The organism is Halomarina pelagica, assembly GCF_024228315.1.
In the GTDB taxonomy this organism is placed as follows: Archaea; Halobacteriota; Halobacteria; order Halobacteriales; family Haloarculaceae; genus Halomarina; species Halomarina pelagica.
This window is the reverse complement of the sequence record NZ_CP100454.1, coordinates 252,736-273,237: the sequence shown is the minus strand read 5'-3', so window position 1 is coordinate 273,237 and position 20,502 is coordinate 252,736. Positions and strand designations below refer to the sequence as shown.

At 56.8% G+C, this 20,502-nt stretch carries 20 protein-coding genes and 2 pseudogenes; 6 read left to right on the top strand and 16 right to left on the bottom strand.

Features of this window, described 5'->3' with window-relative positions; genetic code table 11:
• Positions 1–165: 165 nt before the first annotated feature.
• From NKI68_RS01425 to NKI68_RS01410, 4 genes are all read right to left on the bottom strand, one after another.
• Positions 166–2,070 (bottom strand): ATP-dependent nuclease, encoded by a 1,905-nt coding sequence (locus NKI68_RS01425; RefSeq protein ID WP_254544905.1) that lies wholly within the window; start codon positions 2,068–2,070, stop codon positions 166–168.
• Positions 2,071–2,506: 436 nt separating this feature from the next.
• The gene (locus NKI68_RS01420) at positions 2,507–3,316 is read right to left on the bottom strand and encodes a hypothetical protein (RefSeq protein WP_254544904.1); all 810 of its coding nucleotides are present in this window, start codon (positions 3,314–3,316) and stop codon (positions 2,507–2,509) included.
• A gap of 30 nt (positions 3,317–3,346) precedes the next feature.
• Positions 3,347–4,168 (bottom strand): hypothetical protein, encoded by an 822-nt coding sequence (locus NKI68_RS01415; protein WP_254544903.1) that lies wholly within the window; start codon positions 4,166–4,168, stop codon positions 3,347–3,349.
• Positions 4,169–4,316: 148 nt separating this feature from the next.
• Positions 4,317–5,237, bottom strand: coding sequence for a metallophosphoesterase family protein (locus NKI68_RS01410; RefSeq protein ID WP_254544902.1), 921 nt, complete (start codon positions 5,235–5,237; stop codon positions 4,317–4,319).
• Positions 5,238–5,405: 168 nt separating this feature from the next.
• On the opposite strand from NKI68_RS01410, the gene NKI68_RS01405 reads away from it, so the two are divergent.
• A complete protein-coding gene (locus tag NKI68_RS01405) occupies positions 5,406–6,344 on the top strand; it encodes an ADP-ribosylglycohydrolase family protein (protein WP_254544901.1) in 939 nt (312 codons plus the stop codon).
• Between the two features lie 70 nt (positions 6,345–6,414).
• Here the strand turns inward: NKI68_RS01405 and NKI68_RS01400 are convergent.
• From NKI68_RS01400 to NKI68_RS01355, 10 genes and pseudogenes are all read right to left on the bottom strand, one after another.
• Positions 6,415–7,280, bottom strand: a pseudogene (locus NKI68_RS01400) (hypothetical protein).
• Between the two features lie 110 nt (positions 7,281–7,390).
• Positions 7,391–8,317, bottom strand: coding sequence for an ArdC-like ssDNA-binding domain-containing protein (locus NKI68_RS01395; protein WP_254544900.1), 927 nt, complete (start codon positions 8,315–8,317; stop codon positions 7,391–7,393).
• A gap of 86 nt (positions 8,318–8,403) precedes the next feature.
• On the bottom strand, positions 8,404–8,751 hold the full coding sequence (locus NKI68_RS01390) for a DUF8013 domain-containing protein (protein WP_254544899.1): 348 nt from the start codon (positions 8,749–8,751) through the stop codon (positions 8,404–8,406).
• A 76-nt stretch (positions 8,752–8,827) separates the two neighbouring features.
• A complete protein-coding gene (locus tag NKI68_RS01385) occupies positions 8,828–9,838 on the bottom strand; it encodes a DUF6610 family protein (protein WP_254544898.1) in 1,011 nt (336 codons plus the stop codon).
• 103 nt (positions 9,839–9,941) lie between these two features.
• Complete coding sequence (locus NKI68_RS01380) at positions 9,942–10,241, bottom strand: hypothetical protein (RefSeq protein ID WP_254544897.1); 300 nt, start codon at positions 10,239–10,241, stop codon at positions 9,942–9,944.
• Between the two features lie 55 nt (positions 10,242–10,296).
• Positions 10,297–10,518: a DUF8129 domain-containing protein gene (locus NKI68_RS01375; RefSeq protein ID WP_254544896.1), complete on the bottom strand. Its 222-nt coding sequence runs from the start codon at positions 10,516–10,518 to the stop codon at positions 10,297–10,299.
• Between the two features lie 50 nt (positions 10,519–10,568).
• Positions 10,569–10,847 (bottom strand): DUF7389 domain-containing protein, encoded by a 279-nt coding sequence (locus tag NKI68_RS01370; RefSeq protein WP_254544895.1) that lies wholly within the window; start codon positions 10,845–10,847, stop codon positions 10,569–10,571.
• Positions 10,848–10,866: 19 nt separating this feature from the next.
• Entirely contained in the window at positions 10,867–11,271 is a 405-nt protein-coding gene (locus NKI68_RS01365; protein WP_254544894.1) for a DUF6166 domain-containing protein, read from the bottom strand.
• A 79-nt stretch (positions 11,272–11,350) separates the two neighbouring features.
• The gene (locus NKI68_RS01360) at positions 11,351–11,746 is read right to left on the bottom strand and encodes a DUF7567 family protein (RefSeq protein ID WP_254546462.1); all 396 of its coding nucleotides are present in this window, start codon (positions 11,744–11,746) and stop codon (positions 11,351–11,353) included.
• Positions 11,747–11,817: 71 nt separating this feature from the next.
• Positions 11,818–13,158, bottom strand: coding sequence for a hemolysin family protein (locus NKI68_RS01355; RefSeq protein ID WP_254544893.1), 1,341 nt, complete (start codon positions 13,156–13,158; stop codon positions 11,818–11,820).
• Between the two features lie 249 nt (positions 13,159–13,407).
• Between NKI68_RS01355 and NKI68_RS01350 the strand changes: the two genes are divergently transcribed.
• The 4 genes from NKI68_RS01350 to NKI68_RS01335 all read left to right on the top strand — a co-directional run bounded on the left by NKI68_RS01350 (position 13,408) and on the right by NKI68_RS01335 (position 18,379).
• Positions 13,408–14,616, top strand: coding sequence for a CBS domain-containing protein (locus NKI68_RS01350; RefSeq protein WP_254544892.1), 1,209 nt, complete (start codon positions 13,408–13,410; stop codon positions 14,614–14,616).
• 450 nt (positions 14,617–15,066) lie between these two features.
• Entirely contained in the window at positions 15,067–15,852 is a 786-nt protein-coding gene (locus tag NKI68_RS01345) for a mechanosensitive ion channel family protein (RefSeq protein ID WP_254544891.1), read from the top strand.
• Entirely contained in the window at positions 15,852–17,045 is a 1,194-nt protein-coding gene (locus tag NKI68_RS01340) for a site-2 protease family protein (RefSeq protein ID WP_254544890.1), read from the top strand. The genes NKI68_RS01345 and NKI68_RS01340 overlap by 1 nt, the downstream gene beginning before the upstream one ends.
• Positions 17,046–17,128: 83 nt before the next feature.
• Complete coding sequence (locus NKI68_RS01335) at positions 17,129–18,379, top strand: magnesium transporter (RefSeq protein ID WP_254544889.1); 1,251 nt, start codon at positions 17,129–17,131, stop codon at positions 18,377–18,379.
• A gap of 385 nt (positions 18,380–18,764) precedes the next feature.
• Here NKI68_RS01335 and NKI68_RS01330 read toward each other — a convergent pair whose 3' ends face one another.
• Positions 18,765–19,097, bottom strand: a complete 333-nt coding sequence (locus NKI68_RS01330; RefSeq protein WP_254544888.1) for a DUF5789 family protein — start codon at positions 19,095–19,097, stop codon at positions 18,765–18,767.
• A gap of 289 nt (positions 19,098–19,386) precedes the next feature.
• Between NKI68_RS01330 and NKI68_RS01325 the strand changes: the two are divergent.
• A pseudogene (locus NKI68_RS01325) lies at positions 19,387–20,191 on the top strand (HpcH/HpaI aldolase family protein).
• Between the two features lie 32 nt (positions 20,192–20,223).
• Here the strand turns inward: NKI68_RS01325 and NKI68_RS01320 are convergent.
• The gene (locus tag NKI68_RS01320; RefSeq protein WP_254544887.1) at positions 20,224–20,463 is read right to left on the bottom strand and encodes a DUF8172 family protein; all 240 of its coding nucleotides are present in this window, start codon (positions 20,461–20,463) and stop codon (positions 20,224–20,226) included.
• Between the last annotated feature and the right edge of the window lie 39 nt (positions 20,464–20,502).

The following is a 20,502-nucleotide window of genomic DNA, read 5'->3' as shown; positions in this document are numbered from 1 at the left end:
AGTTCGCAGTTGCTAATTTGGCCTCATCCGATTTTCGTACCGAATTTGGAGTCACCAACTCGTGAATTTCCTAGTTTCATTTGTAGGTTTATAAGCATGCGAATAATGTGGTTAGGTGAGTTAGGGGCGAAGATACTGCTAGTTGACCTCCTCAGCAGATTAGAGTCATTCAGGAATAACTTCCCGATCACGACTGCAACACTCATGAACGTGATTTAGAAGATTGACAATCTTGTCCGGATGGTTCACGCCCTCTAACCGTCCCATTCTAAGGCCTATGTGTTCTTTGGTAACTTTGGGACAGGTTTGCATGTTCGCTGCGCAGCCCTGTTTTACTACGTTGACAATCTCCCCACTCGGTTTCTCTGCCTCATCGACCGAGTTAAAATGATTTACGCTCCAGTCGTTCCCATCCGCTCTTGGCCAGTGTTCTTCGGCGAGACGCATTATATCGTCTTTTTCCCAGACATCCTCCAATTCCTTGTCACCGATCCAAACAAGCTCTGGTTCCGACCCACGAGCCTCGTACATGTCATCTAGAACGCTTTCGAGGGTTTCATCCGACGATTCTCGGCTTTTCGCGTCGGCATCTAGCATAACGAACGTTTGCACCCGGCCCGCTTTCTGAAGGCGTTCAAGGGTTCTAACGATGTGACCGCATCCTTGGCAATCCCAGACTTGTACTCCATCCTCTACTAGGGTAGATCCGGTTATCCGGTGGTATATTTCAGTGATGTAGTTGTATTCGGTTGCCCCCTCCACAACGATCATTGCTCGCTCAAGATAGACCCAGCTGGCTGATAGACCCAACCCAGCCATGATATTCCCCATAAGCTCTCCAGCCTCAGCCTCGTCTCTCGTAAGTAGCGGGGCTCTTTCCTCTTCCGAGTCTACTTCTTCCGGGAGATATACTACCTCATGTAGAGGAGTTGCATCGACCATAACCAAACTGTGTGTCGAGACAATGCATTGAGAGAGGTAGCTTTCTTCATCAGGAATGTCATTTCGGAGCAGCTTGATTAATCTCCGTTGGACGTCGAAGTGGAGGCGATGGTCGGGCTCATCCATAGTTCGAATTACCGATTGCTTTCCATCATTGGTCTCCGTGCTCCACTCAAGCATTGAGAGAGCAGACCTGGCAGTCGTTCCACCGCCCAGTTCTTGGAGAGGAATTGATTCACCGCGTCGACGGAGAACGATATCAGAAAAGTCAGCACCGTTAACGAAGCTCCACTCCGGATCGACTGTAATTTCCTCTAACCCCGGAAGATAACGATCCATTCTGTCGGAGAGGCTTTGGAGCCTCTCATTAAGCGCCTCTGTCGCCCGCTGTTCAATCTCAAGAAGCTCATCGATTCGTCTCGGCTCATCCGCGTCATCGTCCGAATAGAGGAAAGATTCTGTTTCTTGTCGAAGTAATTTCGAAAGCAAATTCTGTGGACTATCAACGTCTTCAGTATCTATCTGCTCGGTTGCTGGAGCAAACCTGCGGAATTCTCGTGTTCCACACGAGACCCAATTGAGGCAAGTGTTCTCTGGATCCTGGAGGAGTTCAGCCTTCAGCTCCTTGTATTGTTGTTCCCGCTTTTCGCCATTGCTGCCAGGATCAATTTCGTAGTCCTCCAGGATTTCCCGCTCTTCGTCTGCATAGTAGTCCCATTCATGAAGACGGTCATCTTCTGGAACTCGCTCTCTGAGATAGTAACTCGGGGTTTCTAAACTGACATTTGACTCAGCATCTCCTGTGACTTCCCACTTGATTCTGAGTCCTGCAGCATCGCCGTCGTTAAGATTGGAACGATCAACCAGGTCATCTGGCGGGTTCTCGATAACCGCTCCAATTGATGCGTGCGGTGCTCTTCTCGTCTCTCTTGTCCTATCTCGTCGGACCCGCTGTAAATCCAGCTTAGAATGGCCGCATACCGTCTGTAAGGCTTCCAAGACTGTCGTCTTTCCTGCATCGTTTGGACCAACGAGGAGCGTAAACGGGCTCATCTTGAGTGTGAGCCTTTCAAATTTCCCAATATTCTCAAGAGAGAGGCTAGAAATGTAGGTTCGATCCTCAGTCATTGTTACTCCCCTTGGACTTTATCAGAACCTCTCTATCTGCTTCCAGCAATAAGCAGATAATTTGGAGGCTTGGCCACGGGATTGAATTGAGACCTGCTTGGTAAGCCTCAGATGCACCAGGTGGCCCTGTAGAACCGCAGCTCACCCCGTATTCTCTAAATAGCCCGAGACAGGCCTGTATTTGTCTAACATCTTGTCTTGGAGGTAAGCTGGAGGGGTTATGTTGAGTAGCCATTGTAAACTCTGTCTGATGATATTGAGAATACATGAGTACAATCAGTATATAACTCTGAAGGATTTGTTGGTCATATGAGGGTGTGAGGGCTCTGTGATCCAGCTTCAATATTCTCCCTTATTTCGGAAATAATACACATACAACGAGCCGCTCACTCACGCTGACCCGATTGGATGATAGCGCCGATTTGAGAGCCGCCATTTAAAGGTAATAATTGAGAAGAGTCGCCCTAATGTACTCCGCCGTGGTGTCATCAATTTCTGAATAGGGAGAGGTCACGATTGCACTATCTCCCATAAATTCGACAGACCTCTCATTACTATCGTCGCGGAGGAGTAGGCTAACCTCGAAGCGCTCCTGTTCAATCCACTCGTCAAGCGTTAGGTCGTTCTCAAGAGACCCAATAACGAAGCGACTGTGGGTGAATCTCCGAATATCGAATTCTTGGTTCAATCCTTGACGAAGGAACCCTGCGAAGGTGCTGAGGTTGATGAGTGTACCTTTCAAATCGTGAAAGGGAAACTCGAATCGAATACTTACACTGATACTGCTCAGGTTAGCGTCCTCGATAGTATCGACACCGGGATTCGAGAACGAGTCGTTGTCCTGAAGAAGATGGATTGAGACGGTCAACGGATCCGATTCTAGGTAACGAATTTTTCCTTCTATGGTTTGCTCATCAATCCAATTAACACGCTCAATGTGGATATTGTCCTTGCTGAACGACTGAGTGGCCTTTAGAGTGGACTCAACAGAGCTTTTCGCTTCACTGATTTTTGGGCTATCGCGGATGGAAGCTGTGAACTCGAAGTCCGTCTTGATTTTCTTGAACCGAGTTGTGAACGCCTTGAATCGTTTCGTCGCCTTTCGGACGACTCTGTCGATAAGACGATCCCCAATGAGACGGACTAAGATTGCGTCTCCAACTTTCTTGAGAACGTAACCACCTATCAAAAGTAGAGACGCATCTCCGAGCGCATCGAGCAGTTGAGCGATGAGGGATATGTCCATTATAAATCAAAGGCCTGACTGCCCAGAGAGCTATTGGAAGTCAGTTACTGTTGCCTGCGTAGAGATGGGCGGAAGAATATAATCTCTTATCATGTTTAAGTACGTGTGGAGAGCGAGATTAGAATAGCTCCTCACCAGAGCATCCTCTGACAAGCCCACCACTTTCTCACTTCCGTCAATCAGCTTTTCAGTAGCCATCATGTGGGTTCGAACTGCACCGCGACGTTTCTCTTCCTGGTATTCAGGTTCGTTCTGATAGCCACGTCCAGAGATGTATTTCTTATCGATTGACGATTGCGGATAGTCTTGGAACGTCGTGTTCAGAAGTTCATCGGCGAGATCGTCCGCCACCTTATCGATATCCGAAGAACTCAGAAGAATCTCTGTAAGAGAGAGGTTCTCATCCTCGAAGTCATCACCAAGGATCTTCAGTACATTATCGACGAGCTTGCGCCCGGCAATAAGCGAGATGTAGTGCATGCTTTCATACTCGAAAACAACAAATTGAACTGATTCTGTGTCGAGGAGAAGAACTTGCTGATTACGAAACATCACTGAACCGGTCTCATCCAGAATGATATCTCCAGTAACGATGTCAAGATCCCCATCAGAAACTCTCTCTACGTTCTCCACAGTAGTCATAATTCGAACTTCGCCATTGGTCTTGAAAATCTCTGGTACCTCGATTTCCTCGTTCTGATATTCCTTTGGAGGGTCTAGGAAAATCCGCTTCCCACTCAGCATATCCGGCAACCGGTCGAGGTCAAGGCTTCCCGCTGTGCTGGAAAGCCGGAAGACCTTCCCCGTGTACTGGTCGATTACGTCGAGTGGGGTTTCTGAATTTCCAGACATAAGCCAATCTATTAATACGACGGGAGACTCATCATGATATAGGTATTGGTTGATATCTCTCCTTCTCTGGCATATGTTTGCCTCGAGAATTCAGTAGCGATCCCAGCTCGGCAAGATGTTAATATTAATGGTAAGATTAAGCGGCTCTCTAATCGCCCAAAAGATGTCGTTGACGGCGGATCTCTCCCTTCTCGATAGTGATGGTTTCTACGCTTGGCTCTAGGTCGTTGGTTAGTCGTTCTGTCGCCCCACCACAAAACGCGGAGCAGCCATTCAGGGTTTTCTCAGCGTTCGTATGAAGATGGCCGAGAGCAAGCCCGTCAATCGAAATCGTGCTCTCTTCGAGTACTTCCTGTAAGTGGCAATCAGGGTTCGGACTTCCCGTAAGCGGTGCAACCGACTGGTGCATACAGAGGAGAGTCGCGACTCCGCTTGGTGGACGCTCAAAGCCTAGCTGACCGTGGTCCCACGATTTCTGATAGTCGACTCCATAGAGTGCGACGGCATCACCGATCACAATAGGACGGGAGCGGAGATGCGTAGCCAATCCTGCGTCACAGAACTGTTCGAGACAGACTTTCCCCTTTTTCCGCGCATGGTTGCCGTAGATGAAATAAAACGGAATCCCGGCGTTCGCCAACTCAGTGAGACGATCATGGCATGTTTCTTCGATCGAATCTGGAATCCCGTTCCTGGTATCGTTATGAAAGACGTCGCCAGTATGAACAACGGCATCGACACGATGCTCAATCGCGAGGCCAATCGCAGCGTTGAATCCAGCGACGGTGTCGATCTTCCAAGAATTGTTTTTATGACCGGCTGTTTGCTTTCCCAGATGGGTATCAGTCAGGTAGAGAAGCTTCGCACGGCGGTCGGTCGGGCGAACGCCTTTGTGTTCGATCTCGAGCTTGCCCGTCCCATGCAGCTCTCGGCCAGCTGGCCACACCTCCCCATATGCAGAGTGAAGTCGATACCAATGCCCTTCCTGCCACGGGTAGTCCCGCCCGTTCGAGCTTTTCACCCAAACTGTAAATGAGAATGAAGTCCCGTCAACGTCCTCGACAGTCATCTCGAAGGCGCGTCGAGAACCTGAACCCGGTCTGCACGTCACAACCTTGACTGTAATATCGAGATGCTGCTTTTTTCGAATATCAGCATACGTATTCTCCATAGCGATTGCTGATACCACTGCTGTCACTGATTAATAGTTTTATCACCGAATCTCAAAGAAGGGGATATGTCGTCAACAGCTGCTGAGGCTGGCGTTCTTCTAGGACTTGCTTGTGGCGACGCCCTCGGACGTCCCATCGAATTCCGTTCCTCACACCAGATCTCGCAGACGCACGGAACGGTTACAGAGATGCTGGGCCACGGGACGCACAATCAGCCTGCAGGGACCATTACTGACGATACCGAAATGGCGCTCTGTATTGCCCGAAGCCTTGCCGAGCATCACGCGTTCAGGCCGGACGATATCGCTGAGCGCTTCGTCGCCTGGTACGACAGTGGTCCGTTCGACATTGGCCTGATGACCAGCGATGCCTTCCAGAACATCAAACACGGAACATCCTGGCGTGATGCTGGCCAGCAGGTGTGGGAGTCCCGCGCCGAAGGGAGCAATGCTGGGAATGGGAGCGTAATGCGCTGTGCGCCGTATTCGATCGCCTTTCGGGACGAGTGGAGTGACCTTGCACGTGTGAGTGCGACGTCTTCAGCGATCACGCACGCGGATCCGCGCTGCACGTATGGCTGTATCGTGCTCAATCTCACTTTGGCAGGATTAGTAGCCCAGCGACCAACCCCTCTCAGAGACGCTCTCGACCATATCGAAGCCGATGCCCCCGAGGAACTCCTCACAGCGTTACGCTCGGTTCCGGACGGTATCAATCCCGACACGCTCAGTGCAAGCGGCTACGTGGTCGATACGCTGCAAACATCGCTGTATCACGGACTTACAGCGGACACGGCGGAGGATGCCATCGTCTCTGCTGTAAATATGGGAGATGACACCGACACCGTCGGTGCAGTTACGGGAGCTGTCGCAGGGGCTCGGTTCGGGGCAGACGCATTCCCCGATCGATGGACCGGCGAGTTGGAGTGTGCCGATGAAATCGCGCGCCTCGAGTCGGTACTTATGACTGCAGAATTCACCGTGGACGAGAGTTCCGTTAGCTAGCTTCCCAGGGCTTGGTCTAGCCCATTCTTAATATTAAGAATAAGATTAAGTCTAGGTGGCTGCTGACAGCCTACAGTGTCGAATTTGGCTGCTGTTCCGATTCTGTGCGAGGGAGGCGTCCGTCTGGTCGGGGAACGTTCCCTGCATCGATTTCGATATCGACGCGGCGCATATGTTTACAGCCCCCTTCAGGTTCGCGTCGCTGCCAGTCGAGACATGTACACGTCTCAGCGGCGACATCGACATCGTAGAAATTCCCGGACTCTGAATGAACCTCGTACACGCCGCCCTTCTTCAAGAGTGAGACGTCCATCTCTTCGTCGCATGCTCGCCGCATTCGCGGTGCGAGCTCATCGGCTGAAGGTTCTGCCGAAACCGTATCTATCTCTGGTCTGATGGCGCTCTGGGTGTCTCTGGTTGCCACCCATCCACCGTCTGGGGCAAGAGCGGGGTCGTTGGGTTCCACGAGGCGAGCCAGGTGCTCTTCAATCGGGTGATTGTAGTGGAGGAGAAAGTGTGCTTCGCGTCGACCGCGGTGATCGTAGGAGCCACACGCTGCAGCTGGCCCCTCCCAGACGCGCCACGCGCCGAGTGCCGTCATCACCTCCAACGCCCGTCGCGGCAACTCGTCTTGGGCTGACTGCTCGTAGAAGATGCGAAACCGCGTACAGTGCTCTTGCGGTCGATGTCGGTCCACCACTCAACCTCGTCTCTCCAGTGATCGAACATCGCCGCATCGTTCCCGTACCCGACCGTGATCCCTGGAACACGTGATTCGCCCGTATGGGTGTCTTCAGCCTCGTTCTCCAGCAGCCGGAGTACCGCGAAACGCAGGTGTTCGTGGAGTGGCTGTTCGGTTCCGTAGCCGACTTGCGGATGGCTTTCGATTGTCTGGCGGGCTTCGTCGAGAACCGTCGTGAGGTACTGTTCAGTCATGGATTCGTTCTATCCCGGTCGACGCACGATCACGCGCGCCGCCACCCTTCCGCGGCGCAATAGAAACTCACGGCGACGTGGAGAGCTGTTCATCGACGCGCTACACTGACCTACCCATCGATCACGTCGATGATCTCCTCTGCGGTGCTGCTAATCCGTCCGAAACGATCTTGGATCGACTCTGGTTCGTCATACTGCCACGCGGCGAGATAGAACGCTGAGCCGCTCGTTTCAAGGCCGCAATACCGACCAACGATGTACGCGACGGCTTCCGCTTCGACTTCGCGCTTTGACCGTTCGGCCTTGTCATCGACGTCGAAATGGAGCAGCGCGTGCGCGAACTCGTGAATTAGCGTAACCGCGAGGTCGGCCTGGTTCGTCCGTGCTTTCGCCTCAACGATCGGCGTGAAATCATGGATATCCCGCTGTTTGCAGACCCCCTTTGCGTCGCCGTGCGCCCACTCGTCAGCGTCGACGATGCGAACCGTCACGCCGAGATCATCCGCTGCGTCTGTGAGAGCGGGTACGAGGTCCTCAGCGTCGCCTGTCGCCTCAGTTTCTAGCTCGGGAAGCGGCTCTCCCTCGGTCTGAGAGACGTCGAAGACAGCGGCCGGTTTGAATCCCACGAGCCCTTTCGACCACTCTTCGGGTGGCGTCTCGTCGTATTCACAATCGCTGTTCTCGTGGTAACTGGGCGAGTTCTCGCACTCCGGGCACTGCTTCGTGATGATCGGTGCCCAGATCCAGATCGCCTGTTCGCCCTCCTGGACGTGCCGGTCGAACTCATTCCGCCAGGTGTTGAAGCCAGCGACCTTCGTCGCCTCGGGACACTGGAGTTTGATGAGCAGCGTGTTGCGATGGGAGTAGTCGTGGAACCGACTCTGGACGTCGAGCCACTCCTGGAACTCATCGCTGGCCTGCACCGCATCAACGTCGCCAACGAGGTCGTCGATCCATGCTTCGATCGTACTGTGCATCTCGTCTTTTCGTGTGTCGGTCTCCTCGAAGGAGGCCGACGAGTCGCTAGTCGTAGCCATGATGTTCTGAGATTCGCCTTACTGCGATCGCTTCAATTCAGCCCGCGCCGCACCCCTGACGGCGCATAAAAAACTCGCGACGGCGGTTACCGAAGAGCGGCTTTCTCGTCAGCGAAGCCGACTGTGACGAGGTAGTCGAGAAATGAATCGAACTGGTCGACGTCGCTGGGCCTGTCGGTCACGAGGTGCCGCGTCCACTCGATGGCCCACTGAAACACCGGATCAGTGCCGCCCTTCCCATGGATATACCACCAGCGGGCGGCCTTCAGCGCGACGAGCGGATTCGTCGGTGGCTGCTCGGACGCGAGCGCTTGCGTAATCGACCGAATCTCCTCGGGAACATCTTCTGGTTCGACCCCGGTTGACTGGCTGTTCGCTACGTCGACTGGAATTGCATCGATCGAGACGTCGTTCGACTGCTGTTGTTGGCTCACGGAAATCACCATCTCGGAGGGCCTGATCTAGCACGACCTCGTTCTCTCCGGAGGGCGCGAAAAACAGGACGCGGCGTCACGCAGGCGGGAGGTAGACGCTCCGATCACCGGCGATCTCCTCGAGGTTGTTCCGATGCCGGTGTGAGAAGTAGCACTCATAGCAGCAGTACCCACAGACTTCGCCCGTATCATACTCGGCAACATACGGACCCCGCTTGACTGTCCATACGTTCGCGCAGCACTCGGTACACGCCGCGCTCTCGATATCGCCTGGCGTGGGCCCGGAATAGGTGAGTTCGGTCTCGTCCGCCTGGGGTGTCGAATCGGGCCAGACGCCGTGGTCCTGCCAGAACCCCTTGAGCCGGCTGAGGCTATGCCGGACTGTCTTCCGGACCGTAACGTGGTCGGCGTCGCGACCGCTGTCGTCCCAGCCGTCGGCCGTCCAGAACTCGCCGAACTGCGCCCCGCGATGCAGACCATTCCAGTCGAGGCCGACGATGTCGGCCGGTGGGTCACCTGTCAGCGTTGGCTGGGTGAGCTGCTCCACGACTTCGAGTTGCTTGGGTGGACTGCCACCGAGGATGTGGACGCGACGTCCCCGCCAATCGACGGGGTCGGAGAACTCGTGTGCGAGCGTCTCCGCGTAGCCTCGTGAGTAACCAAGCACAATATCGTCGGGAATCGCCTCAATGGCGGCCCGGCATTTCGGGACGATGATGAACTCCGTCTCGGGAAGACTCCCTTGGAGCTCTCGAATCGTATCGACGTACGACTGTGCTTCTGCAGCGTCGTAGGCGTCACCGATGATACCCACGTCGGGCTCGTACTCGAGCGCTCGATCGACGTACCGATCAAGATCGGGATTCCGAAAATCGTTATCGAGCATTCCGACCGGGCACTCGAGGGTATCGAACTGCGACTGCTGATACGTGCAGTCCTCGCGAAACCCAGGGAGGAAGCCGAGGGTCAGCGCATCGATCGCAAACGGAACCCGATGGAGGAACGCCACGTACGCCGCTTGCCGGGCGTCAGTGTGTATCTCAGTAGTACTGTTGCTAACTGGGTCTGCGCTGTCGTGAATGGCCATGAGGAGTCTCCTGCGGGACTCCGTCGCCCCGCAGGGCTCTCCGGGGCAAGATAGACCTCGCTAGGATTAACCAACGGAAGTAGAAATTGGGACTGCGTGTTGGTTAATCTCCGAACAGGCACTGCATCGCTGCCTCGTCACCTGTGAGTGTCTGTTGGTCGGCGTCAGTATCCGCGAAGAGCGTCGACTGATCTCCTGTTGAGGACTGCGTTACTTCTGGCCGGTCGTCGACGCCGAAGTCACTCGCCTCGGGGCGATCGAGCCGTGAGTCTCGGTCTCGATGATCGACGTCTGCACCGAAGTCCTCGAGCGAGGTCTCGACGCTCGTCTCGGCCAGTTCGAGCTGGCCGTCCTCACTGAACGCAGTCTGTCGCTGAATCTCAATCTCGGGTCGGTCGCTCATCCATTTCGAAGCCTCCACCCCTGACGGCGCCGACAAACAGCCCGCGATCGGCCATTTAGGTGTCTTCTGACCGAAGCTCGCTGGCCCGGTCTTCGAGCCGGCGAAGGATCTGGACGCGTTGCTGGTGGGTGTTCTCGTAGGCGACGCACGCTCGCAGCGTCTCCATGTCGTTGATCGTCGCGATACCGGCGTTGATGAGCCGAGAATTCGGTGGGTCGAGGCGCTGTTCCGGGGATAGATCGCTCGAATCTGGATCGTGCTCTCCTGTGTCGCTCACTCCTGGTCGCCTCCACGCCTCCTGAGGCGACGAAAAACAGCACCCGCCCGCTACTCGTCGTCGTCTCCTGGCTGGATTTGGCGAGCGTCCTCGGCGAGGTCGTGGATGTACTCCCGAAGCGTCTCCATGTCCTCACAGGCCTCTTCGAGCGTTTTCGCCTTCACTTTGGCCGTGAGTTTGTCCTGATCGCGGGTACCAGTGCCGCGAGTGAGCTTCACGGTGAGTGAGACGCCGACATCGCTTCGCTCGACGTATTCAGTAGGAGTCTGTTGCGCACTGTTGTCGGTCGATTCTGCGTTCGTACGGGACTGCTGGGTGGGTTCTGACATGGATTGCTCTCTGTGAACGTTAGTTGACGGATGGTGCGACTGGTTCGTCGACTGTCTCACGAAGGGCTGCATCGATCTCACGCCCGGTGAGTCGCCAGCAGCCGTCTGGTTCTGTACACTCCAGCTGGCTCACGACCTTGGTCTTGAATTCCATGTACTCCTTGAGGGCGACGTCCTCGTCGTCGGTGTAATCGAGCAGGAGCGCGAGCGCGAGCTGGGCCGGCCCGCTGCCAGCGTATCCCCAGCTGAATCCGCTCGGACTGTGATTCGCCACCTCGAGACTCCGCTCCGGCGTCAGCTGTTCTTGGTCGGACTGTTTCTCGACGATGGCGCGGCCTCGACGACGGTAGCCGACGTAGATGACGTCGGTCTCATCCAAAGTGTGTGACGTTCCAGCTGGCTGTGGATCACTAATTCCACTCATAGTTCTGTTCGAGGGGGGCTCGTTCGAACACCCCCGCACCCCTCAGGGGGTGAAAAACTCCCCCAACGAACACCTCTTCCTACGCCAAGTGAGACACCTCAGCAAGTTCTTCGATGTCAGCGAATTCACCGCGCTCGACCGGCTCCCAGCCGTCGCCGGGTTCGGGACTCCACCAGTCGATCTCGTAGGCACCCGGTGCGCCGAGAATCTTCACCCGAGCCGACCCGTCAGGCAGGTCACGACGAAGTTTTTCGTCGACGTGGAGATTCCAGGTCGTGTCGGTATCGAAGCAGGCAAGGACGGCTTCCTCGTAGCCACGATCCTCCTGTGATTCTTGGAGTTCGACCTGTGTGTTGCAGTTCTTGCAGAACATCCCCTCGAAGGGGATGTGATTGAATATCTCGTGCCCGCAGACCGGATACCAGAGGTACTCGAACAGTGCCTCGCTATGTCGGTCAACGATTTCAAGACTCATTGTCGAGTATGCCCGGCTCAGCCGGGCCACTCTCTTGTGCCCCGTCATATACACCACCGCTTGCGACCCGATTATTCCTCAGTAGCCTCCGTTTGAGATGTCTCTGGTGGCTGGATCACGAGGCGTTCGATTCGTGCGTTGTCGATAGCGTCGACGCGAAGGACGTATCCCTGCTGGTCGATTTGGTCACCGACCTCAGGTTCTCGTCCAAGCTGGCTAAAGACGAATCCGCCGATCGTCTCGACCTCGTCGGTCTCGAACGTGGCGCCGAGTCGTTCGTTCACGTCTTGGATTGGGACGCCGCCGTCGACGACGTACGTTCCGTCGTCTCGCTGCTCGATAGCGGGGCCCTGCGGTACCGTATCGAATTCATCTCGAATGTCGCCGACGATCTCTTCGAGGATGTCCTCGATGGTTACGATCCCCTCGAAAACGCCCCATTCGTCGATGACAACCGCGATCTGTCCACCACCGTGTGTCTGAAACTCTGCGAGAATTGCGTCGATCCGTCGCGTCTCCGGGACTACAAGGATGTCTCGTACGAGGTCACGTGCAGTGATTGAGTCGTGATCGGCTTCGGTTTCGCTCGCCTGGAGGATATCCTTCGCGTGGACGAACCCAATTGGCTGGTTTCCGTCTTCGTCGAGGACGATGTAGCGAGTGTAGGTCCCGCTGGCGGCAACCGCACGAAGGTCTGAAAGCGCCATCGAGGCGGACACGGTTTCTACATCGGGGCGTGGAACCATGATCTCGCGGGCGAGAGTGTCGCCGAGTTCGAAGACGCTCTCGATCATCTCGACCTCGTCGAGGTCGACGTGTCCCGTTTCCTCCGAACGCGTGAGGATCATCAGGATCTCTTCCTCGGAATGGGTTTCTTCGCTTTCGGACGCTGGCGAGACACCGACGAGGCTGGTGAAGTAGTTGGCAGTGCCGTTGAAGACAATGAGGCCGGGCAGGAATAGGTAGTAAAAGAATTTCATGAGCGGCGCAACGAGGAGCGCTACCCGTTCGGCCTCCTGGATGGCGAACGTCTTCGGTGCCAGTTCGCCGAAGACGACGTGGAGGAAGGTGATGAAGCCGAATCCCAGCGCGAATGCCACGAGATGAATCACTCCTGCAGGCAGCAGTTGCCCGAGAATGGGTTCGATGAGTGCTGCGACAGCCGGCTCACCGATCCACCCGAGACCAAGTGAGGAGAGCGTAATCCCGAGCTGACTGACTGCCAGATAGCCATCGAGGTTCTCGATGGCATCCTGTACAAGCCCCGCACCGGGCTTCCCACGGTCGACGAGCGCGTTCACCCGGGTCGGTCGGATTTTTACGAACGCGAACTCAGCGGCCACGAATACTCCGTTCATGATGACGAGGAAGAAGGCGAGGAACAACCCACCAATAGAGATTAACTCGACCATACACCCTCATTGTCGGGTGAGGGTCTTGTAGGGGGCGGCTCCTACTGTACGGCATTAGTGCCAGTATCGGTCGCGATTTCCTAATTCACAGTCCCCCAGAAGAACGCGATGCTGGCTATTAGATCACCAGTTCCAACGTAGATTCAGGTAGTTCCAAATCAGGAGATAGTCACTCAAACTGGCTCGCACAGACTGTAGAAAGTGGAACAAGCATAACCGTCCAGCGACCCTCCTATTAGGAAGTCACACATGGATATATCTGAGATTCTCTCCCCAAAATTCACGGAGTTCGACATCGGTACACCGCTCTCGAAGGTCGCTGGAGCGTTCGAGAATCAGGAACTGGATGCCGTCATTATAACAGATGGCGACGAGTATCGTGGCGTTGTTAGCCGCCGACAGCTGGCCTCCTCGTCCAACCAGCCGTCTGCGAAGGTCGGCTCACAGGTACAGCACGTCCCGACGGTCGACCGCACCGAGGACGTCCGCGAGGTCGCCCGGTTCATGATCGGTAGCGACGCCAAAACGCTCCCCGTGCTTGATGACGACCGTGTTGTCGGTGTGGTGACCGGCGATGCCGTCCTCGAGGCAGTGCGTCCGTTTCTCGACGCCGCCACTGTCGAGGATGCCTACACGGTGAAGTTGATCAGTGCGACCCCTGAAACCACGATCGGGAAAGCGCTCAATATGCTTCGAGAAGCCGGGATCGCCCATCTCCCGGTCGTCGACGGGAACGACCTCGTGGGAATGTTGAGCCTGTACGACGTCATCGAGTTCACGACGCGAGGCGGCAGCAAGAGCCAGGGCGGTTCGTCGAGCGGCTTCGGTGGCCGCGGCGGTGGCGGGCAGAACCGTGGCGGGTTCGGCGCGCGCGAGGGCGATGCCGACCGGATGCTCGATCTTCCAGTACGGAACCTGATGTCCGACGCAGTCGTGACCGTCGAGCGGAGCGCACCACTCGACGAGGTCGTCGAGACGATGTTTGACCGGGAAATCTCCTCGCTCGTCGTTACGGCCGACGACACCAACGAGCCGATCGGTATCATTACGAAAACGGATGTCATCGAGGCGCTCACCTGGGAGCGCGATGACCGGAACGCCGTGCAGGTGTTCGGGCTCGACCTTTTGGAGGGGATGGACTACGACGATGTCTCCGCACTGATCGAGCGCATGACCTCGAAGTACGGTGAGATGAGCGTGCTCAAGGCCAGCATCGAACTGCAGGAGCACAAGGAACAAAATCGGGGTGTGCCGCTGGTACTGGCACGGGTCCGACTGGTCACCGACCGCGGCTACTTCACGGCCGATGGGGAGGGGTACGGTGCCTCTCACGCCCTTCGACTCGCCGCGAACGCGGTCGAACGACAGCTGCTCAAGGGGAAGACCTACGGCCACTCGAAGAAGCATCCCGACACTGACGAGCAGGCACAGCTCTATGGTTGGTGGCTTGGCGGGTAACCGGATTAATATCCACAAACAGACGAGTACCCGTTGCTGGCTGGCACACTCACTGCCTGTCAAAGAGAGTCTGGACCGTGTGATCTGTACTGGTGAAGAACTAACGGGTGGAATACGCTGATACGTGAGCTTCCCGTACGGTTGACCAATGCGGACGCACCGTCATGGGACGCAGTCATTTATCGACTTCATGCAGACGTATCTTCAGGACCATCCAAAACGTTGCCCGGCATGTGGGAACGTCGCTCGCGCCCGCTCGGAGTGGCGAATAGAAAAGCGCGATGAGGACGGCCTCCACTTCGTGCATACTTGCCCACGGTGCGGTGCGGAGGACGACGTGTTTCTCAATCTCGGGCCAGAACACGAGCGAAATCGGCGGTAGGAAGTGCTACGCCCGAAGTGTAACCCACATAATGATAAACCCACGGAATGTGAAAATGTCGCCTCTTCATGGCTCTGAAGGGCGATATCTTAATCATGCTACAATCGTACGTGCTCCAACTAGGTGTCCCGGTGTTCCTTGAGGAAACGGTTGCGGAGATCGTCGCGTTTCTCCCCCGTCTGGTAGGAGCGCTCCTGGTCCTCCTGATCGGCTGGGTCCTCGGAGTTGCCGCCGCCAAGGTGGTTCGGAAGGTAGCGGACCGGGTCGAGCTCGACCGGATGGTGCTCGAAACGCCGATCGGACGCATCCTCGGGGGAACCGAGGCCGCCGTCTCGAACGCGTTCGGGACGCTCGCAAAGTGGTTCGTCAATGCGCTGGCGATCCTCGCCGCTGCAAACGTGCTCGCGATTTCGCTGCTGTCGGAGTGGATCTCGACGGCGGTCTCGTATCTGCCGGCGTTCATCGCCGGACTGTTAGTCGTCGTCCTCGGGTTCGTCGTCGCGGACTTCATCGGTGACGCCATCATGCGGACCCGGGCAGCCACCCAGACCGAGTACACCTCGTGGTTCGCGAAGGGCACGCGGATGTTCCTCTACTTCACGGCGATCGTGATCGGGCTCGACACGATGGGCGTCGATGTCGGCATCCTATTCGTCTTCGCCAACGCGTTAGCGTGGGGACTCGCCGCGGCCGTCGCGATCGGCGTCGGCATCGCCGTGGGCTGGGGCGGCCACACCTACGTTGCGGAGAACATTGACGATTGGATGGGGCGCGCATCCGCCGGGACGCCGACTCCGCACAACTCGCCCCAGGCCGACGGCGGTGAGCAGAATCAACCCGACGGCGGAGAGTAATGCGTAGCTATCGACTCACCAGCGTCTGGGGCATTCCCATCCGGATCAACATCTCGCTGATAGTCTTTCTCCCGATCCTGGCGTGGTTGATCGGAAGTGGGCAGCAGATTGCCCTCTACGCTGGGATAATCGATGGATTGGCAGGGTCGACACTCGACGTTGCCGTCCTGCGCCAGGGCGCGACGCCTTGGCTGATCGGCGCTGTGGCGGCGCTCGGTCTGTTTGTGAGCGTGACCATTCACGAACTGGGCCACTCATGGGTCGCGCTCCGGTACGGGCTGACCATCGAGTCGATCACACTCTGGATCTTCGGCGGTGTGGCGAGCATGACGTCCATGCCGCGCGAGTGGAACCGCGAGTTCTGGATCGCCATCGCTGGCCCTATCACGAGCGTCCTGCTCGGAGTAGTTTGTTACGTCCTGTTGCAGATCATCCCAGCGTCGCTCCCAACCGTGGTGTTCGTCGTCGGCTGGCTCGCGGTCGTGAACGTAACGCTCGCCATCTTCAACCTCGTTCCGGCGTTCCCGATGGACGGTGGGCGGGTCTTTCGGGCGCTGCTCGCTCGGACACGCCCGTACGGGCAGGCCACCCGGATCGCCGCACGTATCGGCGTCATCTTCGCCCTGCTGTTCGCCGTGATCGGCGTGTTCTCGTTCAACATCATCCTCCTGTTCGTCGCACTGTTCATCTACGGAGCGGCGACCTCCGAATCACGCACGACGGCACTTGAAGATTTGCTCGCTGGAGTCACCGTTGCGGACATCATGACGCCCGATTCACGAACTATCTCGGCCACTTCGACGGTCGCGGAGTTCGTCGACCAGATGCTCGTCGACCGTCGAACCGAGTTCGGCGTCACCGACGGGACAGGCGCCACTGTCGGTATCGTCTCACTGCGACACCTGCAAGACGTCGACCAGCGCAACCGTGCAACCACTCCGGTTGCCGACGTAATGGCCGAAGAACCGCTAACCGTGCAGGCGACGGCGGATGCCTTCGATGCATTCGTCGAACTCGGCACCACGAAGACGTCGTACGCCCTCGTCGAGGGGGACGGCGCAATCGTCGGGATCCTCTCGCAGACCGATTTCACGAGCGCACTCGAATTACGGCGGGGTATTGGTACGGTTGGCGAGCGCGATCAGTCTATGCCGATGACTGGGACCAGTGACGTATCTGTCTCCGGGCGTTAGTGTAGATATGAGTTCGAGCCTCTCAGAACACGCCACATCATGTCTATTCTCGGGATTTATGCGACGCGAGGTGAGGTAACCGTATGCGAGAATCCACAATTGATGTCCAACAGCAGATAGCCATTTCGGAGACACCAGGTGCGGAGTTCCAAGCACTGCCGTGGACACGACAACGGGTCGTGTTCTTCCAGCTACCCGAGTCGATTCAGCGAGACGTACTCGACGGCATGGATCGCCAGGAAGTACGGCGATTCGTTCGGCGGCTCGACCCCGACGATGCAACCGACGTAGTCGGATTGCTCGACGGAGACACTCAGGGGGCCGTGCTCAGTCAACTCGGTGCAGATCGACGAGAGCGGATCGAGTTCCTCCTGAAGTTCAGTCCGGACAGCGCCGCTGGGATGATGGATCTCGACTACGTCACCGTGGACAAGGACCAGGGATTCGAGGAGGTGACACGGCTCGTCCGACGGTACGAGGCCCGAACTGGGCGCTTTCCTACCGTCTTCGTCACCGATGGCGACGAGGTGGTGGGAGAGTTACCTGGCCATACCCTGGCCCTGGCTGGTCACGGGCCGGCGGACATCACCGAGTATCTTCGCTCCGCCCCAACGGTTCGATACGAACAGCCCGACTCGGAGGTTATCGAAGTGTTCAGGGCAAACCCCCAGGGTAAAATCGTCGTTCTCGACGAAGACGATAGCATTCTCGGAGTCATCTACGCGGACGATCTGTTGCGGGCCATCGAGGAAGAGGCCGGCCAGACGCTCTATGAGTTCACCGGTGTCGACGAGCAGGAGAGCGTTCTCGATGGCGCCCTCGAGAAGGTCCGCCGGCGGTACAAGTGGCTTATCATTAATCTCGGAACGGCCTTCCTCGCCGCGGCGACCGTCGGGCTGTTCGAGGACACGATCGCAGCGTTGACGCTGCTGGCAATCTACATGCCGGTCGTCGCCGGGATGGGTGGGAACGCCGGCACGCAGTCGATGGCCGTGACGGTCCGCGGAATCGCACTAGAGCAGATCTCGCTTCGAACAGGGAGGCGCGCCATCGGCAACGAGGTGCTTGCAGGGGGTGCAAACGGTGTGATCACCGGTATTATCGTGGCCGCCATCGCCACCCTGTTCAACCAGAGTCCGTTGTTGGGGCTGGTCATCGGCATCGCGATGGTACTGAATCTCATCATCGCCGGGTTCTTCGGCGCACTCGTTCCGCTCGGACTGGATCGGTTCGGCTACGATCCGGCCACGTCTGCGACCATCTTCATCACGACCGCGACTGACGTCCTCGGGTTTTTCATCTTCCTTGGTCTGGCGCAGGTCGTGCTCCTCTGACTGGGTGTGGGTCGTATACGAGCGTCGCCAGTTCCTGTCGCCGCTCGATTCGATTGCGACGAGAATCCTATGTCACCCGAAGTCTGTGTGGACGATTCGTTCGGGGGGTTTTCCTCGGGAGCGACGGGTCCACTCGACAATACTATCGACCGGAGCTCTAAATTGGCTGTTAGGGATATTGGTCCGGACGGAGGCCCAGTACCAATGCAATGGGAATCGATCCATGGAGCCCGTCCCAGACGATGACGTGCTGGTACCCGGTGGAGACAGCGGATAAGGAAAGACGGTTCATGAGGGCGAGAACAGGGCAGACGCGCGTGTCCACACGAGCAGCCCCACCGAATAGCCAGCAGAATAGGATTCACGTACGCCGCGAGCTAATTCGTTATCGATGTATCAGTCCCAGTATCCGGCTTCTAACGTCGTCAACGGAATCATACGTTTGATTATCGGTTGAGGCAAGCACTTCTTCGAGGGATTCTGTCCCGCCCTGCGTTTCGATCTCGTAGTCGCCATAGGCCTCAACCAATCCATCCGTCGTAGTTGGATAGTCTTGGGCTTCGAGTACCTCATCAAGGTCACCGAGCCTTCCACCAGGGTCACCGCTCATCGCTCGGTCTTCATGGGCGCGGTCGCGTACATCCTCTCGCTTCCGCTCTGGCGGTTGTCGCTGTTCGTCGTCTGGGTTCTCGTCTCGGCCCCGTTTGTCGTCTGGCATCCTTTAATATAGGCGCTCGATTCGGATAACTGTGTGGACGCTCGTCGGTGTGAACTCCTCGGGTACGTGGTGGAGGGAGTGGCAGCTTCGTCGAACCTACTCAATATCCTCCACCTTTCGAGACGAACGACGATCCGTCACTTCGTCAGTCGGTGAGAGCCGTTCCTCTGCTCGATCTCGTTCGTCAGGGTCCTTCGATGTTCCTCAGTGCTGCGCTTGCTATGAGTGGTGAACGTAGTCTCCGTAACCTGTGCAGTAGATTTTTCCGTCCGCGGCAGAAGATACACCAATGGATTATCCAGCGTTGACGAACAACCTCGCAGCCACGTTGGAGAGCGGAGGCGTTGCGCTCGGCCTGCTCGACAACACGTACAGTCCCACACTCATGGAGTTCTACGGTGAACTCGACTTGAATTTCGTCTGGATCGATCTCGAACATGGTGGGCCGGATCCGTGGGACGCGAATTTGATGGAGGACCTACTACACGCAGCCGAACGGACGGACCTCGAACTGCTTGTCCGACTCCCCGACATGGACCCAACGCTGGTCCGGAAGGCTCTGGACCTCGGGGCCAGGAACGTCTTTCTTCCATGCGTGGAGACGGCGACGGAGGTCCGTGAGGCGGTCAAATCCGCTCGGTTCAGCTACGACGGGAGTCCGGGCGATCGGGGGCTCGGGTCGCCCCGGGCCAGCCGTTGAGGGGCTCGCCAACGATTACATCGCCACCGAGGACCAGGAGACGATCGTCGGCGTGACCATTGAAACCGAGGCGTCCGTTGAGAATCTCGACGCAATCCTGGACATCCCGGAACTGGGATTCGTCTTCATCGGCCCACCCGACCTTTCCGTCGCGCTCGGCTGTCCCAGGGAAACCGACCATCCGGATGTGCAGGACGCCGGCGAGACTGTTCGTTCAACCGCCGTCGATGCAGGTGTTCCAGTCGGCGGTCTCGGATTCGGGGTAGATGACGTCAACGAGAAGGCAGCGAACGGGGACCAGTTTCTGAACCTCGGGAGTACGACCGGCACGCTCAAACAGGCCGTCCCAGGCTGGTTCGACGCCTACCAGGGAGAGCGACCGACGAGCAAGTGAGTTCCCCTAAACAAGATTTGCATAGGATCGCCTCAGTGTTGTTCAGGGACAACTGTGACCCCGATATCGATGGCAATCGCCTGTGTCCGGCACGGTGAAGTCTTCATTGTAAGAAGTGAAGTAGCGGTTGAGAAGTCCAATTCCTGTCCGGTGGTTGTGTTCGGCATTGGATGAGCTAAGATGAAATAGGAGAGCAACTCGGCTCCTACATCGGGTACTGGCTGTTTCCACTCCACCCGGTTCAGAACATCTGAAATATTCTCTAGATCCATCTATTTGTACGTCGAAAACCCGCTACCTTGTTCCTCTTC